The 14,195-nt window shown below is 73.2% G+C and carries 16 protein-coding genes; 9 read left to right on the forward strand and 7 right to left on the reverse strand.

What is annotated here, in order from left to right; all coding sequences use genetic code 11:
• Positions 1-14: 14 nt before the first annotated feature.
• Positions 15-230 carry a hypothetical protein gene (locus PYS65_RS01195; protein WP_279331806.1) on the reverse strand — a complete coding sequence of 72 codons (216 nt, stop codon included), beginning with the start codon at positions 228-230 and terminating at the stop codon, positions 15-17.
• A gap of 203 nt (positions 231-433) precedes the next feature.
• Entirely contained in the window at positions 434-904 is a 471-nt protein-coding gene (locus PYS65_RS01200; protein ID WP_279331808.1) for a hypothetical protein, read from the reverse strand.
• A gap of 198 nt (positions 905-1,102) precedes the next feature.
• Between PYS65_RS01200 and PYS65_RS01205 the strand changes: the two genes are divergently transcribed.
• Positions 1,103-2,074, forward strand: a complete 972-nt coding sequence (locus PYS65_RS01205) for a GlxA family transcriptional regulator (RefSeq protein ID WP_279331809.1) — start codon at positions 1,103-1,105, stop codon at positions 2,072-2,074.
• 90 nt (positions 2,075-2,164) lie between these two features.
• Here the strand turns inward: PYS65_RS01205 and PYS65_RS01210 are convergent, their stop codons facing one another.
• A complete protein-coding gene (locus PYS65_RS01210) occupies positions 2,165-2,425 on the reverse strand; it encodes a DUF5133 domain-containing protein (RefSeq protein ID WP_279331810.1) in 261 nt (86 codons plus the stop codon).
• Positions 2,426-2,622: 197 nt separating this feature from the next.
• Here PYS65_RS01210 and PYS65_RS01215 point away from each other — a divergent pair, with 197 nt between their 5' ends.
• The 3 genes from PYS65_RS01215 to PYS65_RS01225 all read left to right on the forward strand — a co-directional run bounded on the left by PYS65_RS01215 (position 2,623) and on the right by PYS65_RS01225 (position 5,391).
• Positions 2,623-3,525: a Gfo/Idh/MocA family protein gene (locus tag PYS65_RS01215; protein WP_279331811.1), complete on the forward strand. Its 903-nt coding sequence runs from the start codon at positions 2,623-2,625 to the stop codon at positions 3,523-3,525.
• A 267-nt stretch (positions 3,526-3,792) separates the two neighbouring features.
• Complete coding sequence (locus PYS65_RS01220) at positions 3,793-4,998, forward strand: glycoside hydrolase family 64 protein (RefSeq protein ID WP_279331812.1); 1,206 nt, start codon at positions 3,793-3,795, stop codon at positions 4,996-4,998.
• Positions 4,999-5,184: 186 nt separating this feature from the next.
• Positions 5,185-5,391, forward strand: a complete 207-nt coding sequence (locus tag PYS65_RS01225; RefSeq protein ID WP_279331813.1) for a hypothetical protein — start codon at positions 5,185-5,187, stop codon at positions 5,389-5,391.
• Positions 5,392-5,470: 79 nt separating this feature from the next.
• Here PYS65_RS01225 and PYS65_RS01230 read toward each other — a convergent pair whose 3' ends face one another.
• From PYS65_RS01230 to PYS65_RS01240, 3 genes are all read right to left on the reverse strand, one after another.
• Positions 5,471-5,983, reverse strand: a complete 513-nt coding sequence (locus tag PYS65_RS01230; protein WP_279331814.1) for a DUF5709 domain-containing protein — start codon at positions 5,981-5,983, stop codon at positions 5,471-5,473.
• Positions 5,984-6,107: 124 nt separating this feature from the next.
• The gene (locus tag PYS65_RS01235) at positions 6,108-7,637 is read right to left on the reverse strand and encodes a hypothetical protein (protein WP_279331815.1); all 1,530 of its coding nucleotides are present in this window, start codon (positions 7,635-7,637) and stop codon (positions 6,108-6,110) included.
• A gap of 140 nt (positions 7,638-7,777) precedes the next feature.
• The gene (locus tag PYS65_RS01240; protein ID WP_279331816.1) at positions 7,778-8,542 is read right to left on the reverse strand and encodes an HAD family hydrolase; all 765 of its coding nucleotides are present in this window, start codon (positions 8,540-8,542) and stop codon (positions 7,778-7,780) included.
• A gap of 60 nt (positions 8,543-8,602) precedes the next feature.
• Here PYS65_RS01240 and PYS65_RS01245 point away from each other — a divergent pair, with 60 nt between their 5' ends.
• The 5 genes from PYS65_RS01245 to PYS65_RS01265 all read left to right on the forward strand — a co-directional run bounded on the left by PYS65_RS01245 (position 8,603) and on the right by PYS65_RS01265 (position 13,433).
• Positions 8,603-9,265 (forward strand): nucleoside/nucleotide kinase family protein, encoded by a 663-nt coding sequence (locus PYS65_RS01245; protein ID WP_279331817.1) that lies wholly within the window; start codon positions 8,603-8,605, stop codon positions 9,263-9,265.
• 140 nt (positions 9,266-9,405) lie between these two features.
• Positions 9,406-9,909 carry a GNAT family N-acetyltransferase gene (locus PYS65_RS01250; RefSeq protein WP_279331818.1) on the forward strand — a complete coding sequence of 168 codons (504 nt, stop codon included), beginning with the start codon at positions 9,406-9,408 and terminating at the stop codon, positions 9,907-9,909.
• A gap of 249 nt (positions 9,910-10,158) precedes the next feature.
• Entirely contained in the window at positions 10,159-11,700 is a 1,542-nt protein-coding gene (locus PYS65_RS01255) for a phospholipid carrier-dependent glycosyltransferase (protein ID WP_279337812.1), read from the forward strand.
• 110 nt (positions 11,701-11,810) lie between these two features.
• Positions 11,811-12,728 (forward strand): MurR/RpiR family transcriptional regulator, encoded by a 918-nt coding sequence (locus tag PYS65_RS01260; protein WP_279331819.1) that lies wholly within the window; start codon positions 11,811-11,813, stop codon positions 12,726-12,728.
• 327 nt (positions 12,729-13,055) lie between these two features.
• Positions 13,056-13,433 carry a hypothetical protein gene (locus tag PYS65_RS01265; protein ID WP_279331820.1) on the forward strand — a complete coding sequence of 126 codons (378 nt, stop codon included), beginning with the start codon at positions 13,056-13,058 and terminating at the stop codon, positions 13,431-13,433.
• A gap of 33 nt (positions 13,434-13,466) precedes the next feature.
• On the opposite strand, the gene PYS65_RS01270 is transcribed toward PYS65_RS01265, so the two are convergent.
• Entirely contained in the window at positions 13,467-14,123 is a 657-nt protein-coding gene (locus PYS65_RS01270) for a peptidoglycan-binding domain-containing protein (protein WP_279331821.1), read from the reverse strand.
• Between the last annotated feature and the right edge of the window lie 72 nt (positions 14,124-14,195).

The following is a 14,195-nucleotide window of genomic DNA, read 5'->3' on the forward strand; positions in this document are numbered from 1 at the left end:
CCCTTCGCTCCGGGTCAGTGCGGCCGAGGGGCGGGCAACAGGGCGGTGCGTTGCCAGCCGTTGCCCGGGGACTGCGGACGGTCGAGGCCCGGGGTGTACCCGGACGACTGCAGGGGCCGCATGACCAGCTCCATTTCCCTGCTCACTCGTTCGGCCTCCCTGCGGACCTGTGCGGGCACATCGCCGCGCTCCGTGATGAGTCGGTCGTAGATGGGGGAATCCTGGAACACCCGGCAACGTGCCTCTCTGCTCGTCGCCCCCGGAGCGGGAGGCGCGACTGCCGAGTGTAGGCGCCCGGACACCATGAAGCGGGAATTCACCCGTACGACTTCACGCAGACCGGGACAGGAGGGGCGGCCGACGCGCGCCCCGGTCCGGCCGGGACCGGCGCGGCGCGGTCCGGACCCGGCCGGACCGGACCGGACAAGCCCGGTCAGGCCCCCGTCGTGGAGCCGGGGCGAACGATCATGAGGATCGTGACCGTCGCCCACAGCAGGTTGAACACACCGGTGGACAGGGCCAGTCGCACCGTGGCCTGCCGGTCGACGGCGCGGCCCTGCGCCAACTGCTCGACGAACTCCTCCTGGCCGGGCAGGACGAAGGCGATCAGGACGCCCGCGGCGGCCGCCGTCAGGGCGATGGAGGTGATGAGCCAGCCGTCGCCCAGAACCCCCATGGCGAGAGCCGTGGCCAGCCCGAGGACGGGCACCGCGATCCCGATCCGGGAGTAGACCCCGCAGATACGGTGCAGCACTCCGGCAGTGGTCACCGCCGTCGCCGCGGACCCGCCGCCCTCGGCGGCGGCCCGGCGCACCGCCGGCGGGAACATGCTCGCCGCGACGGTCACGGGACCGACGGCGATGATGGCGGCAAGGACGTGGACGGACAGCAGGAACTTGGTCACCGGGGCTCTTTCCTTGGTGCGATCAGCGGTGCCGGGCCCACGTTAGGGGCCCGGGGGACGATCGCCCAGGGGCCGGATCGACAGCTTCCAACGGGTTCCCGCCAACACCGCCGAGCTGCCCTCCCGGCCGTCGCCGTACCGCCGTCCCGGCTCCACCCGGCTCTTGTGGGTGGCGGGAATCCGTCTATCGTGGCGTTCATGCACTCCGTGGCGATTCTGCTGCTCGACCGGGTCATCCCGTTCGACATGGCGGCCCCCATGCAGACCTTCGACTGGACGCGCCTGCCCGACGGCCGGCCCGCCTACCGGGTGCGCCCGTGCGCGGAGACACCCGAGGTGGTGGCGGACGGCGGGCTGGTCCTGCGCGTCGACCGCGGGCTGGAGGCCCTGGCGGACGCCGACACGATCATCGTCCCGGGTTGTGCCGAGGGTGCCGCGCCGCTCTCCCCCGCCGTCCGCGCGGCACTGCGCCGGGCGGCCGAGGCGGGCACCCGGATCGCCTCGGTGTGCGTGGGCGCGTTCGTCCTGGCGGAGGCCGGGCTGCTGGACGGGCTGCGCGCCACCACGCACTGGGTGGCCGCGGACCGGCTGGCCCGTGACTTTCCACGCGTCGAGGTGCAGCCCGACGTGCTCTACGTCGACAACGGACAGCTCCTCACCTCGGCCGGTGCCGCCGCCGCGCTGGACATGTGCCTGCACATGATCCGCCGGGACCTCGGCTCGGCCGTGGCCGCGAACACGGCCCGGATGTCCGTCATGCCGCTGGAACGGGAGGGCGGGCAGGCCCAGTTCATCGTGCACCAGTACCCGCCCGTGCCCCGAGGGTCGACCCTGGAGCCGCTTCTGGAGTGGCTCGAGGACCATCTGGCGCACGAGGTCACCCTCGGGGCGATGGCGGCGCGCGCCGGGATGAGCGAGCGCACCTTCGGCCGCCGGTTCCGTGAGCAGACGGGCACCACGCCGGTGCAGTGGCTGCTGCGGGCGCGGGTGCGGCGGGCCCAGTACCTGCTGGAGAACAGCGACCACACCGTCGAACGGATCGCCCAGCAGTCGGGGTTCGGCTCACCCACGGCGTTCCGTGAGCGGTTCCGCAAGGTGGTGGGCACCACACCGCATGCGTACCGGTCGGCGTTCCACGGGCGGCGGCCCGTCGCGAGCACCGGCTCGTAGCCGGAAGCCTGTCGGCTTCGGCGGAAGGGCGGAACGGCAGAGCGGTGGGACGACAGGGCGGCGGAACTGCCGGGCACAGCCCGGGAACCGTCACCCGACCAGGGTCCGGCCGCTCTCGTCGTCCACGTCCGTGGTCCGGATGTCCGCCGCGGCCCGCTCCCCCGTGAGCAGCGCGTCCGCACGGGCGACGGCTTCGCGGATGCCGGCCGTTCCCGTCATCACGCAGAGCGTGTACGTGATGTCCTCCAGCTCGCGCGCCGCGACGGGCGAGTACCTCTCCGCCTGCGCGATCCGCAGCGTCGCGTAACGCGTCAGCAACTGTCTGACCCTCTTGGGATCCGGTACCAGCACGAAAGCGCCTCTCTCTGATCTCCGAGTGTGACGGGCGCCTACCCGGATCGCACCGAAACATTCATCCCATTTGCTCACCTGGTCGGAATCGGTGAGAACCCGGTGTCCCGCCGCCCCGGCCGGTGTGACACGCTCGGGCCGACATCGGGCCGGGCACCACCGGCCGGCGGCGGACACGGCACGGGAGAAGCGACGGCATGCGTATCGGACTGCTCGGCACCGGCCCCTGGGCGCAGCTGGCGCACGCCCCCGCGCTGAGCGGGCACCAGGACCTCGACTTCGTCGGCGTGTGGGGCCGCCGCTCCGACGCCGCCGCGGAGCTGGCCGGCCGGCACGGCACGCGCGCGTACGACGACGTCGACGCGCTGATCGCCGACGTGGACGCCGTCGCCGTGGCCCTGCCGCCGGACGTGCAGGCCGACCTCGCGGTCCGTGCGGCGCGGGCGGGACGCCATCTGCTGCTCGACAAGCCGCTCGCCCCGACGGTGGCGCAGGGGCGGGCGGTGGCGGAGGCGGTCGAGGAGGCCCGGGTCGCCTCCGTGGTCTTCTTCACCACCCGCTTCCAGCCCGAACCGGCAGCGTGGATCAGCGAACAGGCGGGCGTGGGCAGTTGGTTCACCGCGCGGGCGGAGTGGCTCGGGTCGGTGTTCACCTCCGGCGACAGCCCGTTCGCGGACTCACCCTGGCGGCGGGAGAAGGGGGCACTGTGGGACGTCGGCCCGCACGCCCTGTCCGTACTGCTGCCCCTGCTCGGCGACGCCCGGCGGGTGTCGGCGGCGGCGCACGGCCCCGGTGACACCGTCCATCTCGTGCTGGAGCACACGAGTGACGCGTCGAGCACCGTCACCCTGAGCCTGACCGCGCCCCCGGCCGCCGCCGGCGCCACCGTGGAACTCCGCGGCAAGTCCGGCGTCACCGTCCTGCCGGAGACCGCCGACGGGGCGGTTCCCGCCCTCGGGCGGGCCGTCGACGCGCTCCGTGCCGCCGCGGACACCGGCAGGCCGCACCCCTGCGACGCCGCGTTCGCGCTCCGCGTCACCGAGATCCTGGCCACCGCGGAGACCCTGCTCGACAGCGGAGCGGCCCGTTCCGAGCTCTGACACCCTCGGCTTAAACGACGCTTAAGAAGCGCTTAAGCAATCGTGGGGTTTCCGTACACCGTTGAAGTAACCGCTGGTCAGGGCGGGTCGAGGGACAAGTCGGGCCGTTGGCGGGGGTCGTTGCGGTCCGTACCATCAAGGCCGTGCGCCGGCGTCGGCGCACGGCCTGAGAGCGCTCTCACCCCCTCGGAGCGTTCTACGCCCCGAGGTCCCGGGCCGGGTCGACGCCGTCCAGAGCCCTCACGATCACCTCAGGAGACCCCCCACATGACTCCTCGTCACCAGCGTTCCCTCAGCCGCCGGAAGGTCCTCTTCGCCCTCGGTGGGGCAGCCGTGGCCGCGCCCGCTGTCGCCGCGCTCGCCCCCCACGCCCTCGCGAAGTCGCCCGCCGGCACGAAGGCCGCCGCGACCGCCGCGGGCTCCCTCCCGCTGACGGTCGTCAACAACAGCGGTTCCTTCGACAACGCGAGCGTGCACCTCTACATCGTGGGCAACCAGGACGGCCGTCAGGTACGGGTCACCCCCGACGGCACCCTGGCCCCGATCGCCCTGTCGGACAACGGCGCCGACGGCTTCACCGACTACGCGATCAGCCTGGCCGGCAGCGGCGAGACCAGGCTGTCCCTGCCGTACATGTCCGGCCGTGTCTACGTGGCCCTCGGCGGGAAGCTCAAGTTCAAGGCCGTCACGGACGGCAACGGCGACGCGGCGCTGCAGTACCCGGCGGGCTGGGTCACCTCGGACCCCGACTACGGTGTGCTGCACGACTGTGCCGAGTTCACCTACAACTCCGCGGGCATGTTCTGCAACACCACGATGGTCGACATGTTCAGCCTGCCGCTGAGCATCCGGCTCACCGGCTCCGCGGACCAGACCACGGGCGCCTTCCGCGAGGGGGGCCGCCGCGCCGTGTTCGACGCCGTCAGGCAGGTGGAGGCGTTCTCGCGGCTCGTCGTGGACGACACCCGGATCATCGCGCCGGGACACGGACTGGACTCGGGCCTGTTCGCCGAGGACTACCTCGCCCCGTACATCGACGAGGTGTGGAGCACCTACACCGGCCGGGACCTGAGGATCACCACCAACGCCGGCACCTTCACCGGCCGGGTGCGCGGCGACCGGTTCACCTTCGACGGGCCCGCCCAGGTCTCCTTCGGCAAGCCGTCCACGCGGGACGTGCTCTTCTGCGACGGCGCGCTCGCCGCTCCCAACGACGGTACGACCGGCCCGGTCGCCGCCGTGCTCGGCGCCGGCTTCAACCGCTCGACGCTGCTCAGCCACCCCGACCAGCCGACCACCGACGCCTCGGCCTTCTACCGGACCGAGCTCACCAACCACTACTCCAAGGCTGTGCACACGGCCACCCAGGACGGAAAGGCGTACGGCTTCGCCTTCGACGACGTCGCCGACTTCGCCTCCTACATCCAGGACACGGCCCCCACCGGCCTGCGCCTGACGCTGTCGCCCTTCTAGAACCCGGACGGCGTCCTCGCAGTGTTTTCCGCGGGCCGGGGAAGGTACTCCTGCACGTGAGGAGCGGCCCTTCGAGGCGGTGCCCCGCGTGTTCCGGATGCACGGCGGGCTCCCGCGTTGAATGGTGATATCGGACCCGATGACCGCACCGGGCCGCTACAACGTCCGGACCCGAGGAGCCAGAAGATGTCGACGTCACAGCCCGAGGAGTCCAGGCCGTCCGAGGACCGCATCACCCCGGACGGCCTGCTCCACGCCCGTACCGGCACCGATGTGTCGCCGGAGGACCTCGTCCTTGCCTCCGGCAAGGACCTCACCCCGCAGAATCTCGAATGGGCCAAGCACAAGCTGGCGGAGGAGGGACCCGCCGCACTGGACAAGCTGCTTCCCTGAGCCCCGGGCCCGGCGGTGTCACGCCCCGACCGGCCGGGGCGTGACACCGCCGGGCCCGGCCGGGGCGGATCAGATCAGCTCAGGTCCCGTCCCGGCTCTGCTCCCGGTCCCCGCCCCGGTCCTCCGGGAGCGTCGTTTCGTCCTCCACGACGTGTACAGCGGCTTCTTCCGCGCCGGCGGCCCCCGCGTCGATGCCGACGTCCTCGGCGACGGCCTCCTTCGTGCTGTCCAAACGGACGCCCTCGTCCGGGGCGACCAGGCGTCCGGCACGCTCGGTGCCGGTCTCCGGGTCGACCGGTTCGCCCTCGCCCCCGGGGAGGTCCCCCACCCCGTCCCCGCCGGGCACGGCCGGGTCGGGCACTTCCTGGGCCAGCCGTTCGTCCAGGCTCTCGCCCTCGTGCTGTTCGGCGGCCGTGGTGCCGTACCGGGTCACGCCGAGCGGCTTCTCCGGCGGGGAGTACCCCTCGTCCAGGATGTCGTCATAGGTCCGTTCGTCGACGGCGTTCTGCCGGTCGAGGGGCGCGGCGTCCTGCTGCTCCTCGTTGCCTCCGGTGGGCTGGTACACGTCGTCCGCCATCGGATCGGTGCCCATGGTGTCCTCCCTGTCACGCTGTGTCGGCTCGTTCCTCTCAGGTGTCGGATCCGCGTTTCCCGTTGTGCGCCGCCCAACCCCGATTCGGCGTGCGGGTCCCTGCCGCGTCCCGGCGGTCCGGGCGTCAGCCGGAGGCACCCTGCCGGGGTGCCGGGGCGATGCGGACCTCCAGGTCGCTGATCTTGTGGACCGGCCAGGGCCGCGCGTAGTCGGGTGGGACGCCGCCGGGACCGGTGAGCGCGGCCACGGGGACGCGGTCCGCGGTGCGCAGGATCTCCGCCACCGTGGTGTTCTCGTTGTTCCCGCCGGTCTCGCCGGAGGAGCAGCCGGTGTAGTAGCCGACGGGGATGGCCTCGTGGCCGGTGATCAGACAGGGCGGGCGGACGCCGAGCCGGTGCAGTTCGCCGGCGGTGCGGGTCCAGTCGCGGCGGCTTTCGGTGTTGCGGTCGACGGTGTGCGCCAGGACGGCCAGCTGCACCGCCAGATGGCCGGCCAGGGCGAGCGCGACCAGTGCCGCCGCGGCCGGTCGCCATCTCCCGGCCGGGCGCCACCCCTCGCCCGGCCGCCACTGCCCGGCCGGTTTCCTGACCAGGTGCCACAGTCCGTCGGCGACGGGAATCGCGAGCAGGGCGTAGGCGGGCTGGAGGAAGCGGGGGGCCGCGTACCCGATCATGAACAGGTACGGGAGGGCGGCCGTGGTGGCGCAGGCCAGCGGCAGCACGGTACGCAGGACACGCCGGGCCCGTACGGCGACGACCAGTCCGACGGCGGCGAGCAGGGGCAGCGCGAACCACCAGAGGGTGACCACCGGGTGGGGCATCGGCCCGGTGCAGGGGCGGCACAGGCCGCGCCCGCCCAGGCTGCGCAGCTGGTCGTCGACGGCCATGTGCCAGCCGAGCCCGCCCTGGATGCGGGAGGCCTCGGCCAGCCGCTCCCCCAGGCCGCCGTATCCCGCGTAGGCCTCGGCCACCCATTCGGCCGCGCCCGCCGCGAGACCCGCCGCCGACGCGAGCAGCAGCCGCCCATGACGGCCGGCCAGGGCGAGGACGCACAGGGGGACCGCCACCCAGACGGCGTCGGTGGGCCGCATCCACGCCATCAGCGCGGCCCCCGCCACCACGCCCCACAGTGCCCCGCGCGCCGAGGGGTCGGCGTGGTACCGCAGGAAGGAGCCGACCGTGATCAGGGCGCCGATCGCGACCCAGTGGTTGGGCATGGCCTGGGGGCCGTAGAAGAGGGTCACCCACAGGGAGGCGTAGAAGGCTCCGGAGGTGACCAGGACGCGGGTGGGGAACAGACCGCGCCAGGCGCGCAGCGCCAGGTACAGGGCGAGGCCGGACAGCAGGGCGAGGTAAACGCGCAGCAGGACGGTGGACGAGGACCAGGACGCGACGGGCGCCACCAGGAGCGAGACGCCGCGGGAGCGCGGGGCGCTGAAGAAGGCGGCCGGATGGTGGGACGTGACCTGGCTGACGTAGACGATCTCGTCCCAGCCCAGTCCCAGGCCCGGGCGGACGAGGACGAGTTGGGCGAGGGTGAAGACGGCGGCCAGGGCCACGAGCGGTGCGGTGCCGGCGGCCGGGCGGGGCGCGTTCGGGGACGTGTGCGCGCGTCGCCGCCCTGTGGTGAGGAGGAGACCGCTTCCGTCGGGCATCGTCCGTCCCTCACATCCCTTGCTCCGACGAGGCACCGGCACATGAACAGCGCGAACGGCCCGAGCGGAGCGAACAGCGCGAACACGGTCAAATTAACCCGCAAGGCGCGGACGGGGGGAGCGGAGTACGGCCGTTCGCCTCATCCCGTCCGCGGGGGCCGCCGCTCCCCCGGTTCCCCGAGGAGTTCCTCGAGGTCCGTCACGACCCGGTCGGCGCCGTGGGCGTACAGCGCCTGCGGCCGTCCGACGCGGTCCACGCCGACCACGTATCCGAAGTGACCGGCGCGGCCCGCGTCCATGCCGGCCAGCGCGTCCTCGAACACGGCGGCCCGGCCGGGAGGCACACCGAGGTCCCGGGCCGCGGCGAGGAAGGTGTCGGGACGCGGCTTGCCCGGGAGGCCGCGCTCGGCGGCCACCACGCCGTCGACCCGGACGTCGAAGAGGTGCTCGGCACCGATGGCGCGCAGCACGTCGAGGCAGTTGGCGCTGGCGGAGACGACGGCGGTGCGCAGCCGGCGGGTGCGGACCGCCTCGATGTACCGCAGGGTGCCCTCGTAGGCGTCGACACCGCCGGCCCGGATCCGCTCCAGGAGCAGCTCGTTCTTGCGGTTGCCGAGCCCGTGCACGGTCGGGGCGTCGGGCGGGTCCCCGGGTTCCCCCTCGGGCAGCTCGACGGCCCGGGAGGCGAGGAAGGTGCGTACGCCGTCGGCACGCGGACGGCCGTCGACGTACTCGGCGTAGTCGTCGGTGTCGAAAGGTCGGAAGCCGGCGCCGTCCCGCTCGCGCAGGAAGGCGTCGAACGTCTCCTTCCAGGCCGCCGCGTGGACGACGGCCGTCCTGGTGATGACGCCGTCGAGGTCGAAGAGGCAGGCCAGGATGTTTTCGGGCAGACCCAGATCCGTCATACCGGACACCTTCCCTGCTCGGCGGTGAACACGAGGAGCGCGGGTGCCACACTCGTCCGTGTGACACCTGCCTTCGACGATCTCCTCAGCCGTGCCCGCGCCCTCACCGGGTCCGGCCGGCGCGCGGTGCTCGGTATCGCCGGCCGTCCGGGCTCCGGCAAGTCCACGCTCGCCGGGCACCTGGTGCGGGAGTTGAACGGCACCGGGGAGCCGTGGGTCGCGCACGTCCCCATGGACGGCTTCCACCTCGCCGACGCCGAACTGGACCGGCTCGGCCGCCGGGACCGCAAGGGCGCCCCGGACACCTTCGACGCCGCCGGGTACGCGGAACTGCTGCGACGCCTGCGCGAGGAGACGTACGACGACGTCGTGTACGCGCCCGGCTTCGAACGGGTGCTGGAGCAGCCGATCGCGGGTGCCGTGCCGGTGCCGCCGACGGCCCGGCTGGTGGTCACGGAGGGGAACTACCTGCTGCTGGACACCGGCGCCTGGGCCCGGGTCCGGCCGCAGCTCGACGAGGTGTGGTTCTGCGAGCTGGACGAGGAGGAGCGGCTGCGTCGGCTGGTGGCCCGTCACGAGGAGTTCGGCAAGCACCAGGACGAGGCGATGGCCTGGGTCCTTCGCTCGGACCAGCCCAACGCCGAACTGATCGCCCCGACCCGGCACCGCGCCGACCTCGTGGTGCCGGCGTCCGCGGTGCCGCGCGCGGGCACCGCGGTGTGAGTGTGCCGCTGCCCGGCACGGCCGGTGACGCGACCGGCCGAGGTCCGCGGAGCATGCGGTGGCCGGCCCGGACGGCTCGGGCCGGCCACCGGGCTGTTCCCGATGGACACGGCACGGCCCGGTGATTCATGCTCCGGTCCATGATCCGAACCGCCACCGTGCACGACGTCCCCGAGATCCTGGCGATGATCCACGAACTCGCCGCCTACGAGAAGGCCGCCGAGCAGTCCCGCGCCACCGAGGAGCAGCTGCGCGAGGCGTTGTTCGGCGCGCACCCCGCCGCGTCCGTCCTGATCGCCGAGGACGACGCCGACGGCCGGGCCGTGGGCTTCGCCCTGTGGTTCCCGCGTTTCTCCACCTGGACCGGCACCCGGGGGATGTATCTGGAGGACCTCTTCGTACGTCCGCACACCCGGGGCGCCGGGCACGGCAAGGCGCTGCTGGCCGCCCTCGCGGCGATCTGCCGGGAGAACGGTTTCGAGCGCTTCGAGTGGGTGGTGCTGGACTGGAACGAGCCGGCGATCGGCTTCTACCGGTCGCTGGGGGCGGAGTTCCTGGACGACTGGACGGTGTGCCGGCTGAGCGGCGCCCCGCTGGCGGACCTCGCCGCTCACGCGCCGGCCGTCGCGCGGCGCGCTGCCTGACACGCGCCCGGTGCCCCGCCTCCGCCCAAAGGAGCGGCGCGCCCCGCCGGCTGCTTGACGCCCGGCAGGGGTGCGGCGGTGCGAGAGTGGGGCGGTATGAGTCGTCTTCCGGTGGGGCGCGGGCCGCAGCGGGCGTTGCCCGGCAGGGGTGAGCAGGGCTCCGGGCCGGTGGTGGCGGCCGTGGTCCGCCCGGTCGGCCCGGGGCGGCGGTGGCCGGTGGCCGTGGTGACGGTGCTGCTGCTCGGGCAGATGGCCGTCGCGATGGTGACCGCCGCCGTGCGGCAGACTCCGACGATCGACGAGCCGGTGTACGTGGGCACGGCCGCCGTGTATCTGAAGGAGCGCAGCCTGCGGTACAACCCCGAGCATCCACCGCTCGGGAAGCTGGTGGTCGCCGCCGGGGTCGCGGTCGCGGATCCGCACCTCGATCCCGGATTCCGGGGAAACCAGGGCGAGTTGGGGCGGCATCTGCTGTACGAGTCGGGCAACGACCCGGGGCGGCTGATGCTGTGGGCCCGTCTTCCGGTGATCGCGCTGACCCTGCTGTTCGGGCTCGTGGTGTTCGCCTTCGCCCGTGAACTCACCGGTGACGCGGGCGCGTCGGTCGCGCTCGCGCTGTACAGCCTCTCCCCCGACGTGATCGCCCACGGTTCACTGGCGACGCTCGACGTACCGGCCGCCGGGTTCGTCCTGACCTCGGTGTGGCTGCTGTGGCGGGCCCGGCTGCGGCCCCGGCTCCATCTGCCGCTCGCCGGTGCGGCACTGGGGGCGGCGCTGGCGACGAAGATGAGCACGCTGCCCGTGGTTCCGGTGCTGCTCGCACTCGCCGCGGTGCCGGTCTGGTGTGCGTCCAGGGGCACGCCGGGGCGCAGGCTGCTGCGGGCGCTCGCCGGGGCGTCCGTCGTCGGGCTGGTCGCGGTCGCCGTCGTCTGGGCCGCTTGTCTGGTCGTCGATCCGCGACTGCGCTGGGACCCGCAGCAGGTGCCCGTGGTGCACGGACTGCGGGGCCTGGCCGTGGAGTTGCTGCCGTTCCCCGAGCCCTACCGGGACGGCGTGCGCATCCAGTTCGCCCTGGAGAACCGCCCCTGGGAGGGCTTTCTCTTCGGCCGGCTCTACACCGGCTCCCTCTGGTACTACCTGCCGGCCGCGCTGCTGGTGAAAACACCGCTCGGCGCGCTCGCGCTGTGGACCGCCGGAGCCGTCGTGGTGGTGGCGGTGCGGCGGTTGCGGCCCGCGGCGCCCCATCTGACGGTGGCTCCGGCGGTGCTGCTGGCCGCCGCCATGTACGGCAGCCGGGACTTCGGCACGCGGTACGCCCTGTTCCTGCCGATGTTCCTCGCGGTGGCGGCGGGGTGCGTGCTCGTCCTGCGGTGGCGGTGGGTGGCGGTGGTCACCGCGGTGCTGGTGGCGTTCGTCGCGGCCGGCTCGCTGCGGGCGTATCCGTACTATCTGCCGTACTCCAACGAGGCTTTCGGCGGCCCGGCGAAGACGCGGCTGCGGCTGCACGACTCCAATGTGGACTGGGGCCAGGATCTCGGCCGGCTCGCCGACCGGCTGCGCGAGCGGTACCGGGGTGAGCGGATCTGGCTGGTGTACAAGGGCAGCGGGGTGCCCTCGTACTACGGCATCCGCGCCGCCGATCCGCTGCGGGTGCCACCGGGCCGGGTGCGCGGGGTGCTGGCCGTGTCCGACTCGGCGGCGGCCAAGGCGACCGGCAGACTGGCCGAGTTGATCGACAGCAGCCGCCCGGTCGACGACGTCGGCCACTCCATCACCCTCTACCGGCGGTGACAGGGCCGTGCGCACGTCGGCCGCCCGGCAGCCCTCGGTATCGCTCGGGCCCGGCCGCCACCGTGCGTGGGCTAAATTGGACATTCGTGGGAGACGAAGGAGGCGCCCCGGTGCCATCGCCGCAGCAGGCACGCGCCCAGGCATCCGCGATCACCTCGGGGAAGGCGGGTCAGAACCCGGAGGTGTCCCCGACGTCCCGACTCCGCACGCTGTTCGACCGGCCCCGGCTGTCCCCGGGGCAGCGGCGCATCGCCCAGTACCTGATCGAGCACCTCACCGAGGCGGCGTTCCTGTCGATCACCGACCTCGCCGAGCGGGTCGGGGTGAGCCAGCCCTCGGTGACCCGCTTCGCCTCGGTCGTCGGGTTCAGCGGGTACCCCGCGCTGCGGGAGGAGCTCCAGGCGATCGCCCTCGGCACGCTCCCCGGCGGACCGGCGGAGGCGTACCAGGACAACGAGTTGCAGGCGGCGGTGGACGCCGAGATCGAGAACCTGGAGAACCTGCGGCGGGACCTCGCCGACACCGACCGGGTCATCGAGATCGGCCGGACGCTGTCGGCGTCCGCCCCGCTGACCGTGCTCGGGCTGCGCATCTCCGTCTCGCTGGCCGAGTACTTCGCCTACGCCGCCCGCCGTATCCACCCGGACGTCCGGCTGGTGACCCGGGGCGGCAGCGTCGCCTACGACGCGCTCCTGCAGTCACGGGAGGCCGGCGGCACCTGGGTGCTGGCGTTCTCCATGCCCCGGCACGCCCAGGAGACCCTGACGGCGATGCGGGTCGCCCGAGGCGCCGGGCTGCGGGTCGCGCTGATCACCGATCTGGCGCTGGGCCCCCTCGCCGACGAAGCCGACGTCACCTTCGCCACCGGCACCGGATCGCGCCTGGTGTTCGACTCCTACGCCGCTCCGAGCGTGATGTGCGCGGCACTGCTCCAGGCCATGACGGACGCGGCCCCGGAGCGGACCCGGACCCGGCTCGATGAGTACGAACAGGTCGCCGAGCAGCACCAGTTCTTCCTCAGGGAGTGAGCGAAAGCCGGTCACCGGCCCCTCACCACGGGCCACGGACGTGCGCGGCCGGCAAGCGAGTCATCCCTTTGAAGCACGCATGAATGTTTTCATACGCCTTGCAAAGTAGATGGCATATATAAATACTGCTCCCGGGTCGTGACGCGTCCGCTCCGGACCGCGATCCACGCCCCGAACACCCGTGGCCGGCCGGGCCCCACCCGCTCCGACGGCCAGAGGGCGTCCGGGCAGCCCCTGCCCGGACGCCCGTGGCGACCCCCGGCCTTCCTCTGGCTCAAGGCCGCCCCACCCCGTCGTGCATCCCTACGACGCCGCACACCCGGAGCGATGATCATGACCGTGACGTCCACGCGCCTCAGCAGCCCGGACTGGCCCTGCCAGGTCAAGGCACCCGGCAGCTACGACTGGGAACGCTCGGCGGCCAAGTGGCTGCGCGAGCTGGTACCGGCGCGCTACGCGAGCTACCCCGCGTTCCTCCGGCACCCCGTCCTGCTGGCCCGGCACGCCCAGATCCAGGTCGAGCACGAGATCCGGGTGGCACGCACCGCCCTGCAGACCGCACGGGCCGATCTGCCCCGGCTGGGCCTGCACGAAGGAGCCATCGAGCACACGATCAAGCTGTACGCGGCCGAGGTCATGCAGTTGCAGCACATCGCGCGCAGCGTGCGCGCGGTCACCCGGGCCCTGCTGGAAGCGGGCCGCTGACCACGACGGGACGTGCGGGGCCGGCGCCCTGCGTCACCCCGTACGGGACTCCAGCGCGAGGCGGGTGTCGTCTCCGTAGACGCCGGTCTCGTCGCCCTGGATGCCGTACCAGAGCTGGAAACGGGCGACGGCCGCCGTCAGGGTGGCGTCGTACCGGCCGCTGGTGGCACCGTCGCGGTAGACGTCCGGGATGCGCAGGAGCCGTTCCTGGAGTTCGGTCACCTCGGGCCCGGCATCGCCCTCGCTGAGGAATCCGGGACGCGCCGGGCCCGGCTCGGGCGGTGCGGCGGGCGCGCTCACCGGAGGGCTCGCGGAGGGGCGAGGGGCAGCGGCGGCACGGTCGTCGGTGTGGTCGCCGAGAAGGCCGAGGAGCAGCACCGCGCCGCCGAACCCGAGCACCGCCGCCGCGGCCACGGCGACCGCCACAGCGGTACGCCGCGCCGCCGGTCCGGGCGCGGGGGCCGGCGGCCGGCCGGCCGGCTCGGGGGCGACCGGCGGGAGTTCCTGTGTCTCCTCCTCCGCCCCGGTCGGCGGCCGGGGCAGGGTGACGGACTCGTACTCCCCGAGCCTCTCCCGTTCGAACTCCCGGAACATCTCCGCGAGCGCGTCCGTGCGGCGTGGGCGCAGGACGCGGACGGGTTCCAGGGGCGGGCCGTCGTGCGACGGCCCTGGGTCGGACGGCGTCGGCATGCCGCTCTCCTTCCGTTCCGCACGAGGGCGGATCCGCCCACGGGGAGGGATACGGGGGGCGAGCGGCGGAGG

The sequence above is a fragment of the Streptomyces cathayae genome, assembly GCF_029760955.1.
Lineage (GTDB): Bacteria > Actinomycetota > Actinomycetes > Streptomycetales > Streptomycetaceae > Streptomyces > Streptomyces cathayae.